Here is a 26,220-nt window from a genome sequence, read left to right on the forward strand (position 1 = left end):
GTCATCGCCCTCACTTCTCTTTAATTGCCCACCACTCTATACCAATATTGGTATATCTCCTTAAATCCGAGCTTGTCATACAAAGCCGAAGCCCCAGCATTCGCTTGTACGACCTGCAAAAAAGCGGTTGTTGCTCCCTGCGCCTTCCCCCAGTGAAGCAGAGTAAGCAGCAGTTGTTCTGCCATCCCTTGTCTGCGGTAATCCGAACTTGTAATAATATCAAAGAGACCTATGTACCCGTTCTGAAGCACACCAAGACCGCAGGCTGTAGGAACCCCATCTTTAAATAATAAAACATAGCCTTGCTGTAGATACGAAGCGGATAACATTCTAGTCAATGAATCCCGATTCACATCAGACAACTCTGCAAGGTCAGTGAAGGTGTTTAGCCACTCTTCCGTCAAGTTCTCCTGCACCTGAATCGAATAACGTAAATCATCCGTTAGCGCTAACCCCTCCATGTCTAAAACCCTTACAGATGATGGCTCGACGATTGTGTAGCCGCGGTTCGCAAGCACCTCATCCAGGTTCGCAGGCTGGATATATGGTGTTATTTTAAACACAGGCTTTAATCCAGCATCTATATAGTACTGCTCAGCACGCTTAATTTGGTCTGTGAGATCAGGAAGAGAGCTCTCAGCTCCATACAACGGATTGACCGAATTAGCCCTTTTCGTATAACCAGCTGCTGTGCGCAGAACCCAGCCATTCAGCAGAACACTCTGCTCCGCTGGCCAAGTATTAAGTGTGATTTCTTCAATCGATTTATACAAGTTATCTCCTCCTTATTAGCCACGTTCCCGCTTGTTGCGCATCGCTGACAATATCTTTACAAGATCTTCTTCTTGGGATGTAAAATATACGTATTCGGGAGACTCCTTGCCATAAAGCGCTATTTTCCCCTCTGTATTGTAATGAACACCCCAGCCGAAACGCTTCGGAAGTAGAGATGCTCGTAAGCATGGATGGTTTCTGGAAAATAGTTCATTCCATATTTCTTTCCTCTTGGTCACACGATCTTCTAGCGGAATTTGTTTATGACGTATATGAACCTCATACAGAAGTTCTTCATGATTGTATTTGTAAGGTTCATTAATAAGCAGTTCATACTGAATTACATGCGCAGGCGGGAGTGTTCGGCATGACATCGGGGGTACGCCGATTTCCTCAGGACAGTCCTCTGCTACACGGATGAATGTATCTGTATAACTCATGTACATCACCTCTACTTTAATTGAAATATATTCCTTCTATGATAATTCATAGTCACTATAATTGCACAGAAAAAATCCGGAATTCCAACTTCATGGATTCCGGATTTCTACCTGCTATTTCATCTGACTTTCTATTCCTCAGCCGCTGACGCAAGGAGTTCCTCAACTGGCCATGGAAGCGGATTATTAAACGCTGTCCAATCCTGCTTCAACTCATCTTTCGTCAACAAACATCGATCCAATCTGGCTTCGATTTGTGCCGGGTCCATACTTACACCGATAAACACGATTTCATTCATGCGATCGCCCCACTGATTGTCCCATTTAGCCTTCATTTCAGGTTCGCTTTCCAGTACCTCCAGCTGCTGATCTTCAGGCATTGTAGCTAGCCAGTAGCCAGCAGGTCCGAACTGTATCGAAGATCCAGCCTGACTAATTGTAGCCGCAAGATCGCCCTCCGCGGCAACCCATACAATCCCTTTCGCCCTAACAACTTCTTCCGGCCAATTACTAAAGAAAAAGCTTAACCTTTGCGGATGGAAGGGTGTTCTCCGGCGATACACAAAAGAAGCTATCCCGTATTCCTCCGTCTCAGGCGTATGTGACTCCTTATTCAGTTCCGTGATCCAACCGGAGGACAAGCTTGTTTTTTCAAAATCAAACAGTCCAGTGTTAAGAATCTCCTTCGGATCTACCACTCCGTTAACCGTACGGATCAGCTTGGCAGTTGGTTGGAGTTTACGGAGCACAGCTTCAAGTTTATTCAATTCTTGTTCCTGAAGCAGATCACACTTATTAAGCAATAACACATCACAAGTTTCGATCTGATCAATGAGCAAATCCACAATATCGCGATAATCGTCTTCACTAGCCGTTTGACTACGATCCATCAGACTATCGCCAGAGGAGAAGTCATGCCAGAATCGGCCCGCATCCACAACCGTCACCATCGTGTCCAATTGAGCGAGCGAGGTCAAATCAATATCCAGCTCCGGATTCGCATAGGTAAAGGTCTGTGCCACCGGCACAGGCTCGCTAATGCCAGAAGATTCTATCAGAATATAATCAAAACGACCTTCAGCAACCAGCTTTTGCACCTCGACAATCAAATCATCTCGAAGTGTACAACAGATACAACCATTAGACATTTCAACCAATTTTTCTTCCGTTCTAGAAAGCATATTTCCCGACTTCACCAAATTCGCATCCACATTCACTTCACTCATGTCATTTACAATAACGGCTACTTTGAGCCCTTCACGGTTGTGCAAGATATGATTCAGCAACGTTGTTTTTCCGGAGCCTAAGTAGCCACTTAGCACTGTAACAGGGATTTTTTTCATGCATACCACTCCTATCATTAATTAACAAGCAAGATTTAAAAAAACTCGGTTCTTACCGTGTTTCGCGATGTAATGTAACTCTTTTCAGACGTGGGCAGTATTTCTTCATTTCCATGCGACCCGGATGATTTCGTTTATTCTTGGTAGTGGTATAGTTGCGGTCTCCAGTCTCCGTACATGCCAAAGTAATGATTACTCTCATCGTTCCATCTCCTTTATCTTAATCGTAATATTTACGATTAACATATCGTACACGTTTTATTCACACTCTGTCAACTATGTCTTGTAAAAATTCCAACTCTCTTAATTTTGTGGTCTTTCTTGCGGACAAAGCACGTATAGATGGAATTATAAAAATATGATTCTTGTAATTTCATGAGAATCAGGCAGGAGTGGAGATCATGAAGATACCAGTAATTATTTTGAGCGGGTTTCTGGGGAGCGGGAAGACAACTCTGCTGTTGTCCCTGCTGAAAGAGAGCAAGGTTAGAGGGCTGAACCCTGGAGTAGTAATGAATGAGCTGGGTAAGAGGGATGTGGATGGGTATATTCTGCAGGAGCAAGCAGGAACGAGGGTGACTAAGCTGCTGGATGGATGCGTATGCTGTAGCCGTAAAGAGGATCTCGCGGATAGCTTAGGAGTACTACTAAGAGGGCGGCCTGATGCTATTTATATCGAGCTTACTGGCGTCGCAGATCCTGAAGAAATCGCCAAAACACTACAAGAAGCCTCTCTACAGGAGAAGGTCGAATTGCATTTTACGATTACCTTACTGGATGCAGAAAACGCCTTGGAGTATAACAGTAGACTCTCCTCTGACAAACAGCTGGTTCGAACCCTCCGCAAGCAGCTCTCCACTGCCGATCTCATCGTCGTTAATAAGAGCGATCTTGTAGAACCAGAAACCTTATGGAGAATTGAAAAAGCCGTCCGAAAACAAAATGCAGAGGCTGAAATCGTATATACCCATTACAGCGAGATCAACCTTTCTCCGATATTGTCAGGAATCATCCCACGTAAAATTATTGCTCCCGCGCCACAGCGAGCACCTCAAACCTTTAAAGGCGCCACACTTAAGCAAATGAATTCAGAACAGGGAGCTACTGCTGTAAAAGAACGACATGAGGAGCCACATGCTTCTTTTTCTCAAGTGACCGCCATCACGCTGACCATACCGCAAGCAGGGACTATAATGCCTTCCAAAGAACGGCTAGAGGCTTTCTTTCAAGAATGGGGTGACAGCCTTCTCCGTGCCAAGGGGCATATTCTTTTATCCGAACAGGAACCGGTTCAACTTGTCCAATATGCAGGAATGCGTACGAGCTGGGAGGCCTCACGTTATCCAGGAATGCCTTATGTGGTATTCATCGGGATGAATTTAGATGAGGAGCTGCTGGCAGATCGGTGGACCGCCTTATTCGAACCTTGACTACCCTATCCCCTTTAAAAATACTGCCGCTGCTACTACCGATCTCATTCCTGATTATCGCTATTTTTATATGGGTGCCGAATCAATTGGAACTACTAGATAACGCGTACATTGACACGTTCAAAACCAGCTTTATCGGAATTTTGTTAGAAGCCTTACCGTTTGTGTTAGCGGGAGCTTTATTATCCTCGCTGCTTCGAGTCTTTATCCCAGATGAAATGATCTCCCGCTGGATTCCACGGCAGGCGCTTCCGGCCATTTTATTCGCTTGCTTGCTCGGAATTATTTTTCCGGTATGCGAATGCGGAATGATCCCACTCGTCCGCCGCCTGATCCATAAGGGGATGCCTGTCTACGTGGCAATCGTGTTTATTTTATCCGGACCGATCCTCAATCCAGTCGTCTATGGAGCAACACTGACGGCATTTCGCAACCACTCAGAGCTAGCTTATGCCCGGATGGGTTTAGCTTTTGCTGTAGCCTGCATTATAGGCTTAATTATCTATGCAACGGTAAAAAAGTCTCCAATACGCCTAAGTGTTCAGCGCGAAACCGATGACACTCATCACAATAATTCACGTGGTGGAAAGTTGGCTGCCGTCTTCGTTCATACCTCGGATGAGTTTTTTGAGATGGGAAAATACTTAATTATCGGCTGTTTACTAACCTCTGCCATCCAGACGTTTATGGTTCAGGACAGTCTGGCAGCGATCGGTGATAAGCCGCTAGGATCTTATTTTTTCATGATGGGACTAGCCTTTGTACTTTCGCTCTGTTCCACCTCAGACGCCTTTGTTGCATCCACCTTTGTACATTCTTTTCCGGCAGGAGCACTGCTCGCATTTATGGTTTTCGGACCGATGCTGGATTTCAAAAATTCATTGATGCTGCTCTCGCTGTTCAAAACTAAATTTGCGCTTTATTTGTTCTTTCTTATCTTCTCGAGCGTATTTATCGGGGCCGTGTTCATGTCCTTATGGCTGTGAAAATGGTAAGTAGATGCTTATCGTATTGTTAGGAGGAAGAGTATGAATGACTCTCGAAGCATCCGGTTTCACTATTTGTTAAGGGCGGTCATTCTGCTCGCCTTTGCTCTCTATATTGGGCAGCTAGTGCAGCAGGACGCTTTGCATTATTATGTAGCGCCCAAGCTGGCACGCTGGGTTCAATTATGTCCGATTCCTCTGACATTTATGGCACTCAGCTTGACCATTCAAGCTTTATTCGGTAAAGGCAGTGTTCTATGTGACTGCGAGCATCGACTCCCACATTCCATATTTAAAAGTGCAGCGCTTTATGGATTATTCCTGTTTCCACTGCTGCTTGGATTTGCACTTCCTGATCGTGCCTTGGGAAGTATGGCAGCTACTAATAAGGGGATATCGTTAACCTCATTACCCTCAGAGACTAAGAATGCAGCTAGATTCGAGTCTATTGATCCCTATCATGAGGAGCTTACCGAGCTAGCCAAGATTCTTTATGAACAGCCTACTATCCCTGTTTATTCAGCTATTTTCTCCGAGACACTAGGTGCTATTGACTTATATAAACAGCAATTTGAAGGCAAGGAAATTTCCGTTTCTGGTTTTCTGCATCGCGATGACAGCGAAATGCCAGAGAATACCTTTGCCATAAGTAGATTTCTGGTCCAGTGCTGTACCGCCGATGCTACTCCGTTTGGGATGTTGGTTGATTCCGGCAAACTAAAAAGCTTGCCCAACGATACCTGGATAGAGGTTCGGGGCAAGCTTCAAGTTGTGCAACACAAGGGCCAAGAACTGATGCAAATTCGCGCAGAAACAATCACACCCATCACGCAACCAACAACACCTTACATTTACACAAGTGCTGACTCTATAGCCGCCTGGAAAGCGTTACAGAGTAAAGCTAACCATACTAAATAATTGCATCCAGCTCATCCTCATCATTCACGGATCGGTTAGGGTTAAATACTTCAACCATAATACGGGCCGGAATACAAATAATTTGCTGCTTCGGTCTTGAAATAAAACCCATTTCCAAAGCGATTCTCAAGGGTGCATCAGAATAGGTCATTTGAATTCCGTAATCAAATACCTTTAAGGTATTGTGACCGAACTTCGTTTGAATATCTATAATTTGTTCTTCTTTAGTCAAAGAAACGGTCTTGTAGGCTTTGCCATCGACCGTAATTATAGCTTTCAAATCTCCTTGCTGATACTCCTCATTGTGGGTGTCCCACCACTTGATTCCGTAAATCAAACCGGCTGCTAACAGAGCTATAAAAATGATTACAAAATCGCCGCGCTTCATTCTTAACAAGGTATGAATCCTTTCATTGACAGTAATATACGTAATAATTACGATTACAAATATATTAATCACACACCATTTTGTCAATGATTCTTCTCATCCTTAACGAATCCTAGTAGACCAATCTTTTAATACTCTGTCTAGCTCTTTTATTGATAAAGGCTTGGAGATGAAGTCCTGCATCCCTGCACTCAGACACATATTTTTATCTTCATCTCTAGCAAAGGCTGTGGCTGCAATAATAATAGGAGACAGCCCGAGCTTCTCACGTATGATTCCTGTTGCTTCAATCCCATCCATAATAGGCATCTGGATATCCATAAATACCAGATCATAATCCTTGGACAGCACAGCTCGAACCGCTTCCTCGCCATTGGATGCGATGTCAGGGACGTATCCACGCTTCTTCAGATAAGCCCGCATCAGCTGCTGATTCACTGGATGATCTTCAGCGATGAGAATGGACATCGGTCCATATTCCCCCTTCACAGACTCTTTGGAGTTAGGTTTATCTCTTTTGTCAGTATCCGCTGAAGGGTGGAGTGTAACCTTCTCATTCCATTCCTCTTTTGGCAAAGAGACATCCACTGTGAAAAAGAACTCTGAGCCATGTTCCTCACAACTCCTCACACCAATCGTGCCTCCTAGCAGCTCTGCTAGCTTTTTGCTAATGGCCAGTCCAAGTCCTGTTCCGCCATATTTACGATTGATAGAAGGATGCAATTGCGAGAATGATTGAAACAATAATCCTTGACTGGCAACTGGGATGCCCAAGCCCGTATCTTTAACCATAAACTTAACGATAATATTTCCTGAAATTTGTGAAGCTTCCAGCTTAGCAGAAATACTGATTTCACCTGTCTCCGTAAATTTCACTGCATTCCCGACCAAGTTCACGAGAATTTGGCGCAATCTGGCCTCGTCCGTCATAATGATGGGTGGAAGCTCAGATGCAATATCGCTAGTTAAGAGCAATCCCTTCTCTTTAACCTTCGGATAGAATAGCTCACTAACATTCTGTATTACTTCACGCAAATCCACCATTTGCAGTTCAAGTGTCATCATGCCTGCTTCAATTTTGCTGAAATCTAGTACTTCGTTCAAAATATGAAGCAATGCCTCTCCGCTACTGTTAATGATTTGTGTGTAATAGCTCTGCTCTTCATTCAGTTCAGTACCCGAGAGCAAATCTGCCATTCCAATAATGCCATTCATCGGAGTGCGCAGTTCATGGCTCATGATGGCTAGAAACTCCGATTTAGCCCGATCTGCTTCCTCCGCAGACTCCTTCGCCCGCACAATCTCCTTCTCTTCAGTGATATCTCGGAATACCACTACAGCCCCTATCCGCTCTCCACCATCAAAAAGCGGAGTCATACGATATCTGACCAGAAAGCTGGAACCGTCCCGTCTCCAAAACACGCCCTCCTTCTCATCAAAAGAGCGATTATTGTAGTGCGAAGGAATCAGCGTCTTCTGAATTCCCAAAAATGGTTCGTTATCCAGCCAAGTCTGATGAATCGCATGGAATTTACTGTTCAACCACTCCATTGGATCGTATCCTAGCATAGTAATAGCCGCAGGATTAATGAACATTGTATTCCCTTCAAGATTCATCCCAAATATGCCTTCAGAAACCGAATTCAATATCAAAGCATGCTCATTACTTAACTTCTCAATTTCTTCAAAATGACGCGTCCGCTCCGAAATATCACGGGTTACACACACAACCTCCTGACCTCCAAAGGTCTCGGAGTAAATATATCGAAGTGTTGTCTCCGTCCAGATGTACGTTCCATCTTTGCACAGAAACCGGAAGGACACCGGTTCGAGCTTCTTCCCTTGCATACTACTGCTAAGATACGATACCACTTTGTCTTTATCCTCAGGATGTATGTAGTCTAACCACCTGGTCCCACACATCTCCTGCGATGTATAGCCAAACATAGTCTGGCAAATAGGTGATGCGTACAGATAGGTTAGGTGACTATCCGCTGCATTACGTGAGATGAAATCCAATGAATTTTCAGAAAGCAGACGATAGTTCTGCTCGCTATCACCAAGCTGTTCCTCCATTCGATAACGTTCAGTCACATCCTGGCCAATCCCACTGATCTGCAGCAGTCGCCCGTCTTCGTCTTTAATCACTTCCCAGTGCGCATCCAGAAACTTCAATTCTCCATCTGCACTATTAATTCGAACCGTCGCTTCACCATTAGACCCATCCGCTAAATTTTGACGAACTAGCGTTTCAAGTCCTTTGAAATCTTCTGGATCGATACAGGAAAGAACATGTTTGTAATTAATATATGAATGATTGCTGTCTTCTGCCGAAAAGCCAAAAATATTACGCATCTCTCTAGAAACCGTCAACCGCCTTTTTGCCATGTCCCATTCCCAAGATCCCATTTTCGCAAGATATTGAGCTTTCGCCAGCATATCCTCATATTTCTTACGCTGAGTAATATCGCGGCCAATGGTTAGTATTTGCTTGACATCCCCTTGCTCATCACGCACCACCTGGGAAGAACTCTCAATCCATAAATAATGTCCATCCATATGACGGACTCTGCGTGTGATTACATCCGTGTACGAATCGAGCTTTCCTTGTTCAATCATCTCTTTAGCATCATCTACGTGATAATATTCGGGTCTTTTGGTACCAATCATTTCATGTGCAGGATATCCTAATAGCATTTGTACTGAAGGAGATACATACTGTAACGTTCCGTCAGGGGCGCCAAAAGAAATCATATCCGGCGTATTTTGAGTTAACAAATTATATAAATGTTGATCTTCCTCAATCTTAGCTTCAGCAAGTCTTCGATCAGTGATATCCGTTAGTTCCGAGATCATGACAAGAGGTTCACTGGAGTCCTCCTGAAGAATCAGAAATATATGTTGTGCTACCCAGATCATTTCACCGTCCTTGCGAATGAACCGTCTTTCTAATTCAATTGCGGTCCCAGGCTCTGCTAACAGCTTATTCAGGATAACGTAATGATCATCAGCAGTCTTATCGTCAGCATAAATAAGATCTAGATAATTCATTTTCAAAAGTTCTTCTTCAGAATAACCAAGCATAAGGCAAAGCGCCGGATTGGATTGGATCAACGTCCCTTCCTCCGGAGAGACTACAGCAACCCCGATAGAAGACCGTAAGTATAGCTGCTTAAAAAGAAAATCAGACACATGGTAGCCTCCTCTTTTGAATTGGGGACAAACATTTCAACAGTCTCATAATCTATTCCAGTATACCTTTTTTTCGGTAAATAAGCTTGATAATTGAGTCCTAGATGATAGGCTGATGGAACTCATAGAGAGTTCCCTATATCGTCTTAGACAAAAAAATAAACAGCAAGTCCTAAGCCATCAGGAAGCTTGCTGTTAGTACATTTATCAACTTTAAAGGACTATTCTCTTATTAAATTTTCTTGCTGAAGCTTCTTAATTTTCTTCCGGATAGGTGCACCAACTCTTAAAAAAACAAGCCCTAAAAGGATTAAAAAGCCGCCTAGAATAACGTTTACCAAACTAATGCTGCTGGATGAATTGAAATAATTCGTTAACCCAATGAGAATGTTGGCTAGCCCTACAATGAACTCTAACCACATTACAGAATTCCATAGTGTGTTGATTCGCTTAAAGTGTTTTATTTTGGATTCCAAATCCGTGTAAATATCAAAAGCACCTTCAGATGACTTCTTTCTAAGAAAGATCCAGCGAACATAGCTACTAACACATTCTATTCCGTTTTCCTCTAAAAACTTGATGTACGCGATACTTTCCGGATGTGTAGGCACATTATCTAAAAGCTCAATTCTATACGTATACTCATTATTTCGAGTTTCAGTAAATACATATTTGAACCATGAGTAGTCTGTAAGAGCCATCCCTTTGGCTGACATTTCATTAAGCCACTCTTCTTCCTTCTCAAAATCCCAAAACACTTTGCGAACCACCTGTTTCATTTGGTCTCACCTCCAGCTATTCTCTTTCCATTGGCAATTAGCTCTTCCAAGCGGGTAAGCTCCCCCTGAATCACCGTCTTCCCCAAATCAGTAATTTCGTACTCCTTTCTTCGGGAGCCTTCCTCTCCTTCAACAGCTCTTATCCAGTTTTTCTCAAGCAAGGTGTTGATCGCTCCGTATAAAGTGCCCGCTCCAAGATCCACTCGACCGTGACTTAAATCCTTCACATTCTGCATAATCGCGTATCCGTGCATTGCGGTGTATAGAGACAATAAAATGTAAAACACTGCTTCTGTTAAGGCTCCTCTTTCTGAGCTTTCAGGCATGCGCTCAACTCCATTCTATTACTGTTAGCGATATATCGGCTTCCGTAACACAATTATTACGGAAGCCGATATAATTGTCAATACAAAATACCCAATTTATGTATCCCGTCCCGATCATGACAGCGAAAAAAACGCCTATATCACATAGCTATAGACGATTCAAACTATACATAAATTGGTATACTAGTAGTGAAACTAAGGTTGAAAAAAATGACAATATTGAAAAGTTTCATTGTGTAATTTCATATAAACTATAGATTAGAATTAGTTGAAAAGTTACATATCAAGTTACATCATATCTTGTCCCCTTGATTTAGCTTTTAAATACAAACAGAAAGGTTCGTTATAACATGAAAAAATCAGAACATCAATTACGTGTTACACCAAAAGTTTGGATTGGCCTACTCATCACAGTTGGGTATCTATGTATTATCCTTCCGATCCAAAAATTATCTGGAATTCCTTATCAAGACTTCGGTGCATCAGCGGATAACTTGTACCGTTCAGCCGTTATGTCCATGGCTGCGGGTGCTGTTGCGCTTATTATTGTAACCTCGTTGCTCGGTTGGTGGCGGCCTGCATTATACGACAGTTCACAGCAACGTTGGACTTATAAATGGCCGATCATCGCTCCGTTTTTTATGCTACTTGGCGCAATTGCCAATCTTTTTTCAACGAAGTTTAGTAATTTTGACGCCAAATTCATTCTCATCCTAATTGTATTCGGACTGCTGGTAGGTTTCTGTGAAGAGCTTACTATTCGTGGCTTATTATTAACATCGCTACGTTCTCGGCTATCCGAAGGATGGGTATGTATCTTAACCAGTATAATATTTGGTCTCATTCACGGTTCCAATATTTTCCTCGGTCAAGATGTAGGCTCCACCAGTGTTCAAATGTTGTCTGCTGCTGTGACGGGACTTACGTTATATATTCTCCGGCGAACAACCGGCAGTCTCATCTGGGCAATGCTGTTGCATGGACTTTGGGATGTGGCCGTATTTATGGCTGTCTATAATAACGCAGACAGCGGTGCCATAGGTGGTCTATGTGAATTGGCCTCAGGTTTCCTAAGTGTTCTTTTCTTGATTATCGTGTTTATTAAGCTGAAGAAAGCGACGGCTCAGCGGCGATAACAGTCCCAGCAAAAAAAGGATGGAACAACACGCAAGTGTGTTGTTCCATCCCTTTTTTGTATATCTAATGCCTAAATAAGACATATCAAATATACAAAAAGCTCTTGAATCTCCTTTGAAGGAAATTCAAGAGCTTCTTCATTAGCTTGATGCGGTCGAGAGGACTCGAACCTCCACGATATTGCTACCACACGGACCTGAACCGTGCGCGTCTGCCAATTCCGCCACGACCGCACATTATGTACACCAGTGAATTAATCACTGTACATAAGACTATACTCTTTTTTTAGATAAATAGCAATATATTTTTAAAACGATGTAAATCAACATAGGCATAACCAATCACTGTTATTCAGTTTATATATTTCACTTATAAGAGTCCGGTATGGTACAACATGATTAAAGAATATAGTTACATCAGAAGTGTGAGTGTAATTCCAAACTAGAAAGGACGAATGCGTATAAACCAGCAATGGAATACCGGAACCTATGATACTGACATGGCCTTTGTGTCTCAGTTTGGAGAATCTTTGATCGAGCTTCTACGCCCCCAGGCTGGCGAACAGATTATAGATTGGGGCTGCGGGACTGGCGACTTGGCGGCAGCCATTGCTGCTAGCGGTGCCACTGTAACAGGGATTGATGCCTCAGCCGAAATGATCCAGACTGCTCGTGACAAGCATCCCAAGTTAAGCTTCGTCTTAGCAGATGGGCAACACTACGTTGCGAAACAGCCGGTCGATGCCGTATTCAGCAACGCTGCTCTTCATTGGTTGACCGATGCAAACGGAGCTGCCGCTTCTATAGCAGCTAGCCTGCGGACGGGCGGACGATTTGTAGCTGAGTTCGGAGGACTGGGCAATATCGCTTCTATTGTGACTGAACTTCCAAATGCTTTTGCCGCTATAGGGCGTAGTGATAAGCTACACCTGCCTTGGTACTTCCCAAGCATCGGGCAGTATACATCACTACTGGAACAGCATGGACTGACTGTAGACCTCGCGCTTTGTTTCGACCGTCCAACACCACTAGAGGCTGGAGTGCAAGGGTTCCAGCGGTGGTTGGATACTTTCGCCAATGGAATCTTAAATGTTCTCACTCCATCTGAACGAGAGGAAGTCCTCTCTTTTATGGAACAGAAATTGAAACCGACGTTATTTCAGGATGGTCGTTGGGTAATGGATTATCGCAGAATCCGGGTGGTCGCTTATAAACGGAGCTGACACTGAGGGATGTTGATCCCATGTACAAAAAAGAGTGCACTGGCGCAGCTTCGCGCCAATACACTCTTTTTAAAGTTTCAATAGATGATCATCTTCTATCTCCCACATATCGATCACTACCAGCGCCAAGTCCGACAACCAGCAGCAATACGCTTGCGCCAAGGAGTAAAATCAGCGGCATCGTCCAGCTGTTCGTTGCATCATGCAGCCATCCGAACAAGGCAGGACCCATCGCTGCAAGCACATAGCCTACAGATTGAGCCATTCCTGACAGTTCTGCTGCTTCTTGAGTGCTTCTGGTCCGTAGACTGAAGAACATCATCACAAGACCGAAGGCAAATCCTCCAGCAATACCAAAGCATATTGCCCAGACAGCCATTAAAGCACTACTGCCTAGCCAAATCCCACCTATGCCGATGAAATACAGAGCAGCGGTGATTATTACTAGAATACGTTGGTTCTTCATCCGACCTGCCCACAACGGCACGAAGAAAGTAAACGGCAGCTGGGCCATTTGCATCAGCGATAGTAACCAGCCTGCATGGCTTGATGACATTCCCCTCTCACCAAGGAGAACAGAGAACCAAGCAATAAAAACATAATAGAGCAGCGACTGTAAGCCCATAAAAATCGTTACTTTCCAAGCAAGCGAAGAGCGCCACATATTTCCGCTAGAAACGGAGCCTTTAGCTCCAGTCCCTTGATCGAGCTTGCGCATTTGCGGAATCCAGAACAGGGTTGCTAACGCAGCGATCATAAACCAAATTGCCAAAGTCCCCCTCCAACCGAATCCAGCGTTACTTGCTAACGGTACACTAATGCCTGAAGCGACTGCTGCGCATAAATTCATAGAGACGGTATAGACACCTGTCATTAATCCAATTTTATGAGGAAACTTCCCTTTTATTAGTCCAGGTAGCAGTACATTACACACTGCAATAGAAAGTCCTAGTATCGCCGTACCTGTGAACAACAGTCCTACACCAGATCCCGACCGGATTAGAATTCCCATAGCCAGCATAACCATAGCAATTAACAACACATTAGCCAAGCCGAAACGGCGGGCTAGCTTTGGAGCAAACGGGGACAAGATGGCAAAAGCCAACAATGGTAGAGTGGTAATAGCTCCTGCTAAAGTGTTCGATAAGCCTAGATCATCCTGAATCATTTGTATCAGTGGACCGACGGATGTAAATGGCGCTCTAAGTGCCGCTGCGATAAAAACAATTCCCAACACTAGCAGCCAGCGATCATACTTGGAATCCGTTAAGTCTCTATTTTGAATACTTCCTTCTCGTTGCGATGCTTTCATCATGTATCCTCCTAAATTGCAACAAACATAAACGCCTTCGACGTCCCTATAAGGACGGGTAAGCGTTTAAGCCAGAAATATAAAAATATTTATTACATGGCATTAAGAACCATCATCCACTATTATTATAAAAGTTACAAGCCTTAAGTAGTTTTATAACCATTTTATTGACAAAATCGAACGGCATCTTTAGTATCCATATAATCAGGACAGTTGAGAATCAATTTCAATCGAACTACTCATCCATCATCTATAGAAAAGAGTGAACAGAATGCTTCGAAGGTTTTTTGCCTACTATCGTCCATATAAAAAACTATTTATATTGGACTTCTCCTGCGCTGTTTTTGCAGGTCTGCTAGAACTAGCTTTTCCAGTAGCTGTCAATAAATTTATTGATGATTTGCTCCCCGGTCAAGATTGGCCGCTAATTCTTATTGCTTGTATCGCGCTGCTAGCTATTTACGCCTTGAATACGGTGATGCAGTATGTCGTAACTTACTGGGGTCACATGCTTGGTATTAACATTGAGACTGATATGCGTAAAAAAATGTTCAATCACATCCAGAAGCTATCCTTCCGATTCTTTGATAATAATAAAACAGGTCACCTGATCGGACGCATCACCAACGACTTAAATGATATCGGCGAGGTGGCGCATCACGGTCCTGAGGATGTATTTATTGCCATCATGACACTTGTCGGTGCCTTTATCCTAATGGCTGATATTAATCTGAAGCTGGCAATTATTACTTTTATAATCGTACCAATCATGGCTTGGGTGATCATCTACTTCGGACGCAACATGACTTCCACCTATCGTCAGCTTTTTGGAAATGTAGGTAGTTTCAATGCTCGTATCGAAGACAATGTCGGCGGAATCCGGGTTGTGCAATCTTTTGCCAATGAGCAGCATGAACAAGAGCTATTCGCAGTAGATAATCAAATGTTCCGTAAAACTAAGCTGCTTGCTTATAAAACCATGGCCAAAAGCTTATCCGTCAGCTATATGATGACCCGCCTCATTACGATCCTCGTGATGATCAGCGGTGCCTGGTTCTTCATTAATGGAGAACTCCAAATTGGTGAATTTGTGGCATTTATTCTGTTGTCCAATATCTTCTTCCGTCCGATCGAGAAGATTAACGCCGTTATCGAGAGTTATCCAAAAGGAATTGCCGGCTTTAAACGTTATCTTGAGATTATCGACACAGAGCCGGATATCAGCGATAAGCCGGATGCTGTAGAGGTAAGTACTTTACACGGTGATATTACCTTCCAAAATGTCTTTTTCGGATACGACGAGGACCGTCCTGTTCTGAAAAATATTAGCTTAAAGGTAAAAGCTGGCGAAACGATCGCCTTTGTCGGACCTTCCGGTGCAGGCAAAACCACCATCTGCAGCTTGCTTCCGCGTTTTTATGATGTCACAGGCGGAGCTATCACTATTGATGGCATCGATATCCGTGAAATGAAGCTGGAGTCGTTACGTAAACAGATCGGTATCGTGCAGCAGGATGTGTTCCTGTTCTCTGGTACGATTCGCGAGAATATCGCCTACGGAAAGCTGGATGCAAAGCTGCCTGAAATCTGGGAAGCCGCTCGACGTGCGCATCTGGAAGATCTCATTCAGAACCTGCCAGACGGCATGGATACTGTGATCGGCGAGCGCGGTGTGAAGCTGTCCGGTGGACAGAAGCAACGCTTAGCAATCGCTCGCATGTTCCTGAAGAATCCGCCAATCCTGATTCTGGATGAAGCTACTTCCGCGCTAGATACAGAGACAGAAGCAGCGATTCAGCAATCGCTAGCTGACCTGTCCGTAGGTAGAACCACACTCGTCATCGCCCATCGATTGACGACCATCAAGAATGCCGACCGGATCATGGTCGTGAATGAAGAAGGCATCGCCGAGCAGGGCCGCCATGAAGAATTAGTCCAAGCCGGTGGCATATACAGCCGTCTGCATCAGGCGCAATATAACGCCTAACTTGCTACTGGAATCAAAAAAGAAGCAAGACTAGTCACCATGTTATTGGCGACTAGTCTTGCTTTTTAGTGCATCTCGTCTGTTTACAGGGCGAGATGCTTAATAGGGAGCTTGGGAGCTTGGGAGCTTGGGAGCTTGGTGTTTGGTGTTTGGTGTTTGGTGTTTGGTGTTTGGGTGTTTGGGTGTTTGGATGTTTGGGTGTTTGGGTGTTTTTGGGGATAGAATTAGGGGATTTCTCCCTATATCTATCGATATTACACTCCCAATATCAACAAACAGGGAATTCCTCCCCTTAATTTCACCCAATTCGCTCATAATAGTGGATTTCAGGTGATTTATAGGGAGGAATTCCCTATAAAGTTAAAAATCCAGCGAAAATCAGCAATTTATAGGGAGGATTTCCCTATAAAGAAAACACAAACACGACTCTATGCATCATAGCAGCTCTCCGCTCCAATAAAGTAACCATATTCAATTCGACTTGTGTATCCGGCTCTTCTTCTCCCGAATTCCCCCGACCTATCCGCACAATGTACGGGATTTATACCGTTCATTTCCGCATTCCTAGCTAGATCAGCCCAGTGTACGGGATTTATACCGTTCATTTCCACATTCCTAGCTGGATCAGCGCAATGTACGGGATTTGTACCGTTCTTTTCGGCATTCCCAGCTAGATCAGCGCAATGTACGGGATTTGTACCGTTCTTTTCGGCATTCCCAGCTAGATCAGCTCATTGTACGGGATTTCTACCGTTCATTTCGGCATTCCTAGCTAGATCAGCTCATTGTACGGGATTTATACCGTTCATTTCGGCATTTCCAGCTAGATCAGCTCATTGTACGGGATTTATACCGTTCATTTCGGCATTCCTAGCTAGATCAGCTCATTGTACGGGATTTATACCGTTCTTTTCGGCATTCCCAGCTAGATCAGCACAACGAACGGCATCCACGACTTATTTCTTAGCAATATGAACCTTAAGTTTCTTACCCTTCACCGTTGTCTCTCTCATCGCTTGCAGCACCATTGCACCTTTACCGTTCAAAATATCCACGTAGGTCACATTGTCCTGAATTGAGATAATGCCGATGTCTTCCGCAGACATCCCTTCAAGCTTTGCGATTGTGCCGACAAAGTCCACGGCTCTTAGCTTCTTTTTCTTACCGCCATTGAAGTACAGCTTCATAATCTCTTTGTTCAAGCTTTCGCTTTTGTCCTTCTTGCGGACAGGCTGCTTGTTAATCTTTTGCTCGAAAGCTTCCTTCGCGTATGCAACTGCATCGTCCGAGGGAGCTTTCATATGCGGAATGCTAAAGCCAATATAGCCTTCGATTTCATTGACCCATTTTTGCTCATTCGGAGTAACAAAGGTGATCGCTTTGCCTGTATTGCCAGCACGAGCGGTTCTACCTGTACGGTGCACATAGCTTTCTTTTTCCAGCGGAATATCGTAATTAATCACGTGGGTGATGTTCTCGATATCAATTCCTCTTGCCGCTACATCGGTAGCGATTAAGTAACGGAACTGCCCTCTTTTAAAAGCATTCATGACCTCAAAGCGCTCGTCCTGCTCCATACCCCCATGAATCTTATCACAAGGATACTCCAGATCAGCCAGCCCTCTAAACACAGCATTCACCTGCTCTTGCGTACGGCAAAAAATAATGCAGCTATCTGGATTCTCCACCGTGATGATATCACTCAGCAGCGAGAATTTGGCAGCTTGTCTCACTTCGATCAACGCATGCTCAATCGTTGCCGTTGTAATTCCACTTGCCTGAATCTCAATATCCGTTGGATCATTCATATATTTTCGGCACAAATTCTTAATGACTTCCGGTAATGTAGCTGAGAACAACATGGTCACTCGTTCTTTTGGCAGCTGCTTGATGATCTTCTCAATCTGCTCAATGAACCCCATGCTCAGCATCTCGTCTGCTTCATCGATGATCAAATACTTGATCCGGTTTAGCGGAAGTGTACCTCTTTCAATATGATCAAATACGCGTCCAGGCGTACCTACGACAACATGTGTTTTTTGGGTGAGTTCAATTTTTTGCGGAGCAAAGGGCTGCTTGCCGAAAAGAGCCACTGCTTTAACCCGTTTAAATCGTCCAATGTTGGTAATATCCTCTTTTACTTGCAAGGCAAGCTCCCGAGTAGGTGTTAGGATCAAAGCCTGCGGCTTATTCTCTACCCAATCCACCAGATCACAGACCGGGATTCCGTAAGCTGCCGTCTTTCCGCTACCCGTTTGCGATTTCACAATCAGATCCTTTTGCTGCAAAGCCACAGGAATTACCTTACTCTGAACTTCCGTAGGCGTCTCATATTTCAGGACATCTAGCGCTTTAATAATGTCTTCGTTTAACTCATAATCTCTAAATTGCAATTCACTCATATTTCAACCTCTTCTATGCCGATTGTTCTGGTTAAAGCGGAACTCCGCGATCCTTCCATCTTGTGCATACTTATCAGTATAACAGCTATTGGCTCCCTTGATTCCATTCCTTATAGAACTGGTCCAAAAAATTCAGCATGAAATCATGTCGTTCTTCTGCTAACTTGCGCCCATAGGCTGTATTCATCAGGAATTTCAATTTTAGTAATTTCTCATAAAAATGATTAATAGCCGTCCCCTTGCTGTAATCCCTGTACTCCTTCTGAAGCGATTCATCTCGTGGAGGCACCTCCGGATCATAAGCTGGACGACCTTTCGCCCCTGAAAAAATAAAGGTTCTGGCAATGCCAATCGCACCAAGTGCATCAAGTCGATCCGCATCTTGAACCACTTGACCTTCAAGAGTCTGCATCGGTTCTCCCCCGCCACCACTAAAGGACATCGTCTCAATAATCATCATGATATGATTAATCTGTTCCTCATCTTTAAGGTTTGAAGCAATCCAAGTCCGCACCTTAAGCAAACCTTCTTCTTTTGATGGATTAAGCTTCTCATCAGCGACATCATGGAGTAAAGCAGCCATCGTGCAGACAAAAACATTAGCGCTTTCGATCTTGGCAATTTCAGCGGCGGTATTCCGCACTCGATCAGAATGCCACCAGTCATGACCTGTAGTATCTTGTCCAAGTTGTTCTTTAACAAAATCTTCAGTCCGAGCTATAATTAAAGCTTCATTCATCGTAGAAAAACTCCCTTTCCTTAAGGAATATCGAAGCCCTATTATAGCTGATAACTTGTCCCTTCGCCCACAAGAAATCGAACCTATTACAAATTCTTACTTGCACGACTCCATTTCATCCGCTATAATCGGCATTAATCAAAATTTCGAAGGGAATTGGTTCTGATGAATACAAATACAATCATGCTGAATCAACTTCATTATTATCACAAACAGCGTTAGCACTCCTGAATTTTTCAGGGAGGCTAACGCTACTCGCGTTGGCCTCCCTGCGGCATAGATCACGCGCAGGACCAAGAGGTCCTGCGCGTTTTTTTATTTTCCTAAACTATGCCAATTCAAAGGAGCTACTAATGATGCAAAACATTAAAGGAACTTATGATTACTTCGGTCAAGAGCAAGCGCTCAGAAAGAACATTCAAAATACGCTGCAGGACTTGTTTGAGCTCTATGATTTTGAATCGATGGATACGACACTATTAAACGAACTAGAGTTATTGACCTCAAAATATGCAGGTGGGGATGAAATCCTCAAGGAAATGTATCAGCTCACAGATCAAGGCAATCGCAAGCTGGGGTTACGTTATGATCTGACCATCCCTTTTGCCAAAGTGATCGCTTTAAATCCAGGGATAGAGTTCCCCTTTAAGCGGTATGAGATCGGAAAAGTGTTCCGAGATGGACCCGTGAAACGCGGGCGTCTGCGTGAATTTCTGCAATGTGATGTCGATGTGGTCGGCATTTCCGGCCCTGAGGCTGAAGCTGAGCTAATGCAACTGGCTACAGAAGCTTTCCGTAAGCTTGACATCCCTATCACCCTAAAATGGAACAATCGACGTTTTCTCGGTGAGATTCTGGAATCCATAGGCGTACCTGCCGAGGAGCAACTATCCGTTATGCTAACTCTGGATAAACTTGAGAAAATCAGCATCAGCGGAGTGGAGAACGAGTTGATCAGCAAGGGACTAGAATCTGCTACTATATCGGCTATTCTAGTGCTTATCGAAATGGACAATCCAAGCTTTGAACTGTTATGTGAAAAATATGATCTCACAGCACAACCCGGAGCGTCCGAGGTTCGAGTCCTGCAAAAGCTGATCCAAGACATTGGACTGCAGCAGACTTGCTGCTTCGATCCTTTCTTATCCCGAGGTCTTTCTTTCTACACCGGAACTGTCTACGAGATCTTCGATGCTTCCGGTTCCTTTACCTCAAGCTTGGGCGGGGGAGGCAGATATGATGATATCATTGGACAGCTAGTGGGCAGAGAGGATATTCAATATCCAACGGTTGGGTTGTCTTTTGGCATGGAGTCTATCATGGCGCTCCTAGCAGAACGGCCTATCCAAGAAAATAAAGCAGCTAATGTTATGGTCATTCCCATTGGTGAGACGCTACCACAAGCTTTGATTGCAGCAGCCGAGCTGCGTGCCTGTTCTATAAGAACCACGCTCGTATCTGGTAAAAGAAAATTAAAAAAGCAGCTCGCAACTGCTTCATCTAAAAACATCCGTTTCGTTATTCTGATCGGAGAAAGCGAATCGAGTGTCGATAAGGTACGTCTGAAGGACATGGAGGAGCAAACGGAGGTTACCGTTCCGCTGGATGAAGCTATTTATCTGATCACTGGATAACTGAAGTCCGAGGTCTAAGAGACAAAAAAAGACCCCGCCGACGGCCGGCGGGGCAAAGTATATATATAAGGGGGTTATGCATTTACTATAGTCCTACAAGCTTAATCTTTTATGAAAGAGAGATAAAGATATCCTTAATCTTCTTAGATTTTAAACCGATCTACCAGCCCCTGTAGCTCCTTGGCACTTTGGGTATTCTCGTCAGCCATCGTAACTTCCTCGAATGTTTTCTCCACGATATCAGCCGTCTTCACGGCAATATCCTGAATCCCAATAGCTCCCTCATTTACTGTAGCAGCCACTTCATTGACCGCAATAGTAATACTAGATACCGCCATGCTTAGATGCTCGGCTGCGGTTTCGAATTGATTCATCAGCATATTCACAGTAGAAGCATCTCTGTTGTATTGCTGACTTACCTCAGTTAACCGCTCATAATCTCCAAGAACGTTCTGGTCAATAAAAGCGAGTAATGCCTCTGAATTTTCCTTCATTAATTCAACAGAAGTGTATACATCCGAAACAACTCCTTGAATTCCAGCCGCTGTCTCTGACGATTTCTCAGCCAACTTGCGGATTTCACCAGCTACAACAGCAAATCCTCTACCCGCCTCACCTGCTCTGGCCGCTTCGATCGCTGCATTCAAAGCAAGCAGATTGGTCTGACTAGTAATCGATAAAATCGTATCCGCCAGTACATTAATCTCAGAGATCGCGCTCGACTGTTCAATTGCTTTTTCCATATCGATACGAACGGATTCATACACTCGCTTTGCATTATCCGTTGACTCTAACGCCTCGTCTTGCAACGCCAGGGCCCGCTCACTGATCTGTTTGGAAACGTCAACGCCTTCCTTCACATTACTGGAGATCTCGGATACATTGATGTCAATTTCAGTAATCGCTGCTGTCATCTCCTGAGTTGAAGCTGCTGTTTCCTCCATACCTGCCGATAGCTGCTGTGTAGTTGCCGAATTGTCGTGAGCATTTTCTCGCACATCTATAGAAAGCTTCTCAAGGGTTTCCGCATTATCTAGCACCTTCGTCGAGATCGTGATTAGACTACCAGCCATATCACGAAGAATAACCCGTGTGCGGAGCATTGCTTTGGCAATCGTCCCGGTTTCATCTTTGTTTTTCGTTAGATACTCATACTGGGAGTCATACGTCAAATTCAGCTCTGCCGTTCTATTGATCATCTCTGTCAGTTTAACAATCGGTGAAGAGATTTTTTGAGCAAAATAGAAAGCTATCAGCAATGCTATAATCAAAATTCCCGCACCTAGCAAAATATTAAAATTCCTCATCTCATTGACAGGCTTCACTATCTCATCTAGGTCTGCAGTTAATACAAGCAACCACTTAGTGTCAGGCATAACTGTGTAAGCCGATTTCTTTTCCACACCATCAACTGTATTATTTAGCAGGCCGTCGGCTACCTCCTCACCAGCCTTCACACGATCCATAACAGCTGAAATCTGAGTATTCTCAATCGGTTGTCCGATTTGCTTTTTATCTGGGTGATACAGTTTAATTCCGTTCTCATCCAATAAATATGCATATGAGCTCGTCGTATTCACCACTTTAGTGTCTGCCAAGTACTTAATTATACTATCCGCAGTGACAGCTGAAGCGACATATCCGATCATCTTCCCGTTACTCTTCACTGGATGTACAAAAGCCACGACATAAGCCCCAGTAGATTTCGATTTCAGCGTTTCACTTATTACTGGTTCTGCGGTCTCCAATACTTTCTTCGTATAACTTCTCTCACTAAAATCCGTACCTATTAGCTTAATGTCACTGTCAGCGACAGCAATGCCCTTCATATCACTGACAAAAACATGTTCAAGATTTCCATCATCCCCCACAATTCCCTGAAGGCTGCTATTCACCTTATTCTGAAGCTCATCCCCCTTGGCTACTCCGCCGTTTCCAGCTTGAAGTAGCAGTTCGACAATTTCCGACCTGCCGGCAATAAGCTCAATACTTCTCTTCTCTTTCGAAATCATAGACGCTATGGTCTGAGCTTTATTCGTATTGACCTGCTTCATAGAATTCTCAGTAAGGCTCACAATCGCCTGAGTTGACTTCAAATACGTAAATACCCCCATTACCGTTATACATAACAGGGTCACTCCTATCAACATAAGTGATAGCTTAAAGCGAATCTTCATATGCTTCTCATCCTTCCGACAACTTGCTCATTTATGAACAATGCAATTGTAAATACTACAATTACTATCGGATATCATGATAAATTAGTGAATATTGACTAGTAAAAAATACGGAAAATATCATTAAATGTCGAATTTTTGCATATTAACGTAGAGAAATCTAGTTTTGCTAGTTAGGACATCTTTTATAGAATAGCCAATAAGACCTGTTTGCCCTCTATAATGAAATAGGCGGTTCAGACTGAGAAACTGGATTCACTTGCGTGTTTGCACCGCCCTCTAACGGTCGTTTACCTCTAGAACGTATAAAAAGACCAGACATTGCAGCGAGAATTTGCTGGAATAACATTCCTGAAATCACAGGAAGAGCAACAGCCGGAGGAAAATATTTCACCGCGAGCACAGCTCCCGCGCTTAAATTACGCATGCCGGAATTAAATTGCACGGCCACAGAATCTTCATAGCTGTAGCGGAAACGGCGTGATACCAATGCTCCGATTACGTATCCTAATACAACCGTAATGAAGGTTACGCCAATAATAATGGCTAATTTACTATCCGGGTGTTTGAGATAACGAGCAATGCTAGCGCCATTAATGGATACGACCATGAACAATCCCACCTTAACAAACGGGGAAAGCGGCGGTCCACATACTGTATTTACCTTACCTTTTGTCCATTGATTCAGAAGCATCCCGACCACCGAAGGAATTACAACCATCCATAGCAGCCCCTTCATCATTTCACCCAGCTGAATTTCCACACTCGCTCCCATGAGCAAATACAAGGTACCCGGAACAACAATCGGTGACAGGAGTGTATCAATCAGAATAAGTGCCAAGGTCAGTGCAATATTCCCGCCGTAGATGGATACCCACACCACACTAACAACACCAGTAGGGATCGCAAATAGCAATACAAATCCAGTCACAGTATATGGATCTGCTGGAAATACAGCCCTAGCTACGAGCCAGCCGATAATCGGCATCACGATATGGAGAATGATCATCAAGACCACCAACTTCTGTGGTTTCAGAAGCACGCTTAGCAGATCCTTGAGATTGGACTTCAAGCTTCCGATCAGTGTCATGAAGGCGAATATCCAAGGTACGAGACCTGTAAATGGCAGCAAGCTGCTTTCATTAAGTACGCCAACCACGATAGCTGTAGGTGTTAATAATGGCATTATTTTTTCGAGAACTACATTGGATTTAACGAGTCCATTTCGTATATTCGCAAACATGTGTCGCACACCATATGTATGAATGTCATACATTCCTCACCCGCATATTTAAGTTATACAGCCTCTATAAGCTTACACAGAAATCATACAGGACTTTCCTTAAATCTTCTACAAAAAAAGGAACCAATTATTAAAATTGGCTCCTTGTACTAATATTTATAAAAATACTTAACGATTTATACACCTTGTGGAAATAATGCATCCAGCGCTGGGCATGGCAGCTTATCCAGAAACTGAGCCAATGGTGCTGGCATGTTACTGTACAAATCCTTCAGTGAGGCCCCCTGATAAATGTTACCAATAATAACCGGATGGCATAATTCTGAGATCAGAATATCCCCATTTCCATGTAGATGAAGCTGTTTCTTTCCCTCTATACAGTGAGGAAAATAAACGCCCGGCTGCTCCTCGAACCCAAGCGCATCCATAAAGCGGTCCATGCAGGTGAAATACAGGATCGTATCATCCTTTTTCCGTGCAATCAGTTCACTCACAGCATTCTTTAATTGTTCGCGGGCAGCTATAGACTTCCATCCCGTATGATCCATGATAATACTATTTTGAATCTCATGCGTTCTAACGCCCATAGCGTATACGTGATCGCTGATCTCCTTCATATTATCCTGAGTTTCGCTGAACAACAGCGTCTCCAGCACCGTATCTACACTTGTTGCCGCGAACATAGTAATGTTCTCTCTTATTTTCTCATAGATGCTTGGATGAATATTATAATAACGAGAGAAGGCGTCCGCAGTAGTAAAATTGAAGGAAATATGTATCGTCGTTAATCCTGCGGCAACCAATTGATCAATCCGTTCAGCATTCAAAAGACTGCCATTAGAATTGAGCTGTGTCTGAATCCCTCTCGATGAGCAGTAGTTTACAATTTCTACACAATCATCAAACTTTAAGGTGACCTCGCCACCAGACAGCCGTACTCTTTTCAGACCGGGAAGCTCGTCAAGAATTCGGATTACCTCTTTGGCTTTGATGCTTTGTCCATCATTTCTATTATATGCACAACAATAATCACAGCGGAAATTACAGTTTGAGGTAACTCCTATTTCTAAGCCTTCCAGCTCATAAGTTAGCGGTTTGTCTAATTCCAGTGCTTTATATCTCATACTCTAAAGTCCTCCTGAAAATAATGATTTTAGTTCAAAGGTTAACCTTAGAGATTATAAAGGTTTATGGCTTAGGTTAATGTGAGGTTTATAACAGTCGAAGTGTGTTTGAGAAACCCACATCAGCAGCTTTCAGTCGTGAGTTCGGGAATGTTTGGACTTCTTACTCATTTTTCATAATGTTTCCCTACATCAGAGGACTTGCCACCTGCTGGTATCCACACGCTCTGGTAAATTTTATTTTCATTTACTACTGAATAGATATAAATCCAGCCTTTTTCGTTTTTAAATCTTACTTCCAAGGAATAAGGATCATATTGTCTACCTACTTGTCGACTAACTTCCCACTCTTCATCAGGGTATTTGTTCTCTAAATAGTGATTGAGTTGTTCTGTTTTTCGGGCTACTTGATAATCAATCCAGTAGGGGCGAATAGCGAAGGATAATAGCAAAAGCACTGTTAATGAGGATGCCATTATTATACTAAGCTTTCTAACCTTCATGGGCAAAAGTACTGCTATAACAAAAATAACGAGGACAAAAACAATGGAAAGTATAATTTCTATTGCTGTAATTGGATGCAATATAACTCCCCCTCTGACCCAGGCTTTTTTCGAAGTCCATAACCCATCCCACTAGTCTACACCATTATTTTCCAGTATAATGC

The 26,220-nt window shown here is 43.5% G+C and carries 22 protein-coding genes and 1 tRNA gene; 7 read left to right on the plus strand and 16 right to left on the minus strand.

The features are described from left to right. Nucleotides 1–20: 20 nt before the first annotated feature. The 4 genes from NSS67_RS23595 to rpmG form a co-directional block, all read right to left on the minus strand. Nucleotides 21–773, minus strand: a complete 753-nt coding sequence (locus NSS67_RS23595; protein ID WP_339316060.1) for a GNAT family N-acetyltransferase — start codon at nucleotides 771–773, stop codon at nucleotides 21–23. A 15-nt stretch (nucleotides 774–788) separates the two neighbouring features. Then, nucleotides 789–1,214, minus strand: coding sequence for a DUF6157 family protein (locus NSS67_RS23600; RefSeq protein ID WP_339316061.1), 426 nt, complete (start codon nucleotides 1,212–1,214; stop codon nucleotides 789–791). Nucleotides 1,215–1,345: 131 nt separating this feature from the next. Continuing rightward, nucleotides 1,346–2,557: a GTP-binding protein gene (locus NSS67_RS23605; RefSeq protein WP_339316062.1), complete on the minus strand. Its 1,212-nt coding sequence runs from the start codon at nucleotides 2,555–2,557 to the stop codon at nucleotides 1,346–1,348. Nucleotides 2,558–2,609: 52 nt separating this feature from the next. Beyond that, a complete protein-coding gene (rpmG, locus tag NSS67_RS23610) occupies nucleotides 2,610–2,759 on the minus strand; it encodes a 50S ribosomal protein L33 (protein WP_076098468.1) in 150 nt (49 codons plus the stop codon). 199 nt (nucleotides 2,760–2,958) lie between these two features. On the opposite strand from rpmG, the gene NSS67_RS23615 reads away from it, so the two are divergent. From NSS67_RS23615 to NSS67_RS23625, 3 genes are read left to right on the plus strand one after another with little or no spacing between them, the layout of a single operon-like run. Further along, nucleotides 2,959–3,987, plus strand: coding sequence for a GTP-binding protein (locus tag NSS67_RS23615; protein WP_339316063.1), 1,029 nt, complete (start codon nucleotides 2,959–2,961; stop codon nucleotides 3,985–3,987). Continuing rightward, the gene (locus NSS67_RS23620; protein ID WP_339316064.1) at nucleotides 3,984–4,973 is read left to right on the plus strand and encodes a permease; all 990 of its coding nucleotides are present in this window, start codon (nucleotides 3,984–3,986) and stop codon (nucleotides 4,971–4,973) included. Before NSS67_RS23615 ends, NSS67_RS23620 begins: the two co-directional genes overlap by 4 nt. Nucleotides 4,974–5,015: 42 nt before the next feature. After that, nucleotides 5,016–5,891, plus strand: coding sequence for a TIGR03943 family protein (locus NSS67_RS23625; RefSeq protein WP_339316065.1), 876 nt, complete (start codon nucleotides 5,016–5,018; stop codon nucleotides 5,889–5,891). Here NSS67_RS23625 and NSS67_RS23630 read toward each other — a convergent pair. The 4 genes from NSS67_RS23630 to NSS67_RS23645 form a co-directional block, all read right to left on the minus strand. Beyond that, nucleotides 5,884–6,366, minus strand: a complete 483-nt coding sequence (locus tag NSS67_RS23630; RefSeq protein WP_339316066.1) for a NusG domain II-containing protein — start codon at nucleotides 6,364–6,366, stop codon at nucleotides 5,884–5,886. The genes NSS67_RS23625 and NSS67_RS23630 overlap by 8 nt on opposite strands. A 15-nt stretch (nucleotides 6,367–6,381) precedes the next feature. Beyond that, the gene (locus tag NSS67_RS23635; RefSeq protein ID WP_339316067.1) at nucleotides 6,382–9,471 is read right to left on the minus strand and encodes a PAS domain S-box protein; all 3,090 of its coding nucleotides are present in this window, start codon (nucleotides 9,469–9,471) and stop codon (nucleotides 6,382–6,384) included. Between the two features lie 221 nt (nucleotides 9,472–9,692). Beyond that, a complete protein-coding gene (locus NSS67_RS23640; protein ID WP_339316068.1) occupies nucleotides 9,693–10,250 on the minus strand; it encodes a DUF2812 domain-containing protein in 558 nt (185 codons plus the stop codon). Then, a complete protein-coding gene (locus NSS67_RS23645) occupies nucleotides 10,247–10,576 on the minus strand; it encodes a PadR family transcriptional regulator (RefSeq protein ID WP_339316070.1) in 330 nt (109 codons plus the stop codon). Before NSS67_RS23645 ends, NSS67_RS23640 begins: the two co-directional genes overlap by 4 nt. A 350-nt stretch (nucleotides 10,577–10,926) precedes the next feature. Between NSS67_RS23645 and NSS67_RS23650 the strand changes: the two genes are divergently transcribed. Continuing rightward, nucleotides 10,927–11,712 carry a CPBP family intramembrane glutamic endopeptidase gene (locus tag NSS67_RS23650; RefSeq protein ID WP_339316071.1) on the plus strand — a complete coding sequence of 262 codons (786 nt, stop codon included), beginning with the start codon at nucleotides 10,927–10,929 and terminating at the stop codon, nucleotides 11,710–11,712. Between the two features lie 150 nt (nucleotides 11,713–11,862). Here NSS67_RS23650 and NSS67_RS23655 read toward each other — a convergent pair. Next, nucleotides 11,863–11,946, minus strand: a tRNA-Leu gene (locus NSS67_RS23655). Between the two features lie 221 nt (nucleotides 11,947–12,167). Here NSS67_RS23655 and NSS67_RS23660 point away from each other — a divergent pair. After that, nucleotides 12,168–12,935 carry a methyltransferase domain-containing protein gene (locus tag NSS67_RS23660; protein WP_339316073.1) on the plus strand — a complete coding sequence of 256 codons (768 nt, stop codon included), beginning with the start codon at nucleotides 12,168–12,170 and terminating at the stop codon, nucleotides 12,933–12,935. A gap of 88 nt (nucleotides 12,936–13,023) precedes the next feature. On the opposite strand, the gene NSS67_RS23665 is transcribed toward NSS67_RS23660, so the two are convergent. Then, nucleotides 13,024–14,247, minus strand: a complete 1,224-nt coding sequence (locus tag NSS67_RS23665; RefSeq protein WP_339320682.1) for an MFS transporter — start codon at nucleotides 14,245–14,247, stop codon at nucleotides 13,024–13,026. Nucleotides 14,248–14,518: 271 nt separating this feature from the next. Between NSS67_RS23665 and NSS67_RS23670 the strand changes: the two genes are divergently transcribed. Continuing rightward, nucleotides 14,519–16,234 (plus strand): ABC transporter ATP-binding protein, encoded by a 1,716-nt coding sequence (locus tag NSS67_RS23670; RefSeq protein ID WP_339316074.1) that lies wholly within the window; start codon nucleotides 14,519–14,521, stop codon nucleotides 16,232–16,234. A gap of 956 nt (nucleotides 16,235–17,190) precedes the next feature. On the opposite strand, the gene NSS67_RS23675 is transcribed toward NSS67_RS23670, so the two are convergent. Together NSS67_RS23675 and NSS67_RS23680 are read right to left on the minus strand one after the other, a co-directional pair. After that, nucleotides 17,191–18,636: a DEAD/DEAH box helicase gene (locus NSS67_RS23675; RefSeq protein WP_339316075.1), complete on the minus strand. Its 1,446-nt coding sequence runs from the start codon at nucleotides 18,634–18,636 to the stop codon at nucleotides 17,191–17,193. Nucleotides 18,637–18,721: 85 nt separating this feature from the next. Then, nucleotides 18,722–19,375 carry an HD domain-containing protein gene (locus NSS67_RS23680; RefSeq protein ID WP_339316076.1) on the minus strand — a complete coding sequence of 218 codons (654 nt, stop codon included), beginning with the start codon at nucleotides 19,373–19,375 and terminating at the stop codon, nucleotides 18,722–18,724. A gap of 353 nt (nucleotides 19,376–19,728) precedes the next feature. Between NSS67_RS23680 and NSS67_RS23685 the strand changes: the two genes are divergently transcribed. Further along, nucleotides 19,729–21,009, plus strand: coding sequence for a histidine--tRNA ligase (locus NSS67_RS23685; RefSeq protein WP_339316077.1), 1,281 nt, complete (start codon nucleotides 19,729–19,731; stop codon nucleotides 21,007–21,009). 143 nt (nucleotides 21,010–21,152) lie between these two features. Here the strand turns inward: NSS67_RS23685 and NSS67_RS23690 are convergent, their stop codons facing one another. The 4 genes from NSS67_RS23690 to NSS67_RS23705 all read right to left on the minus strand — a co-directional run bounded on the left by NSS67_RS23690 (nucleotide 21,153) and on the right by NSS67_RS23705 (nucleotide 26,137). After that, on the minus strand, nucleotides 21,153–23,186 hold the full coding sequence (locus NSS67_RS23690) for a methyl-accepting chemotaxis protein (RefSeq protein WP_339316079.1): 2,034 nt from the start codon (nucleotides 23,184–23,186) through the stop codon (nucleotides 21,153–21,155). A 217-nt stretch (nucleotides 23,187–23,403) separates the two neighbouring features. Beyond that, nucleotides 23,404–24,429: a bile acid:sodium symporter family protein gene (locus tag NSS67_RS23695; protein WP_339316080.1), complete on the minus strand. Its 1,026-nt coding sequence runs from the start codon at nucleotides 24,427–24,429 to the stop codon at nucleotides 23,404–23,406. A gap of 176 nt (nucleotides 24,430–24,605) precedes the next feature. Continuing rightward, nucleotides 24,606–25,553, minus strand: a complete 948-nt coding sequence (locus NSS67_RS23700) for a radical SAM protein (RefSeq protein WP_339316081.1) — start codon at nucleotides 25,551–25,553, stop codon at nucleotides 24,606–24,608. A 167-nt stretch (nucleotides 25,554–25,720) separates the two neighbouring features. Next, nucleotides 25,721–26,137, minus strand: coding sequence for a hypothetical protein (locus NSS67_RS23705; protein ID WP_339316082.1), 417 nt, complete (start codon nucleotides 26,135–26,137; stop codon nucleotides 25,721–25,723). Nucleotides 26,138–26,220: the final 83 nt, after the last annotated feature.

It is taken from the genome of Paenibacillus sp. FSL R10-2734 (assembly GCF_037963865.1).
GTDB lineage: Bacteria > Bacillota > Bacilli > Paenibacillales > Paenibacillaceae > Paenibacillus_AQ.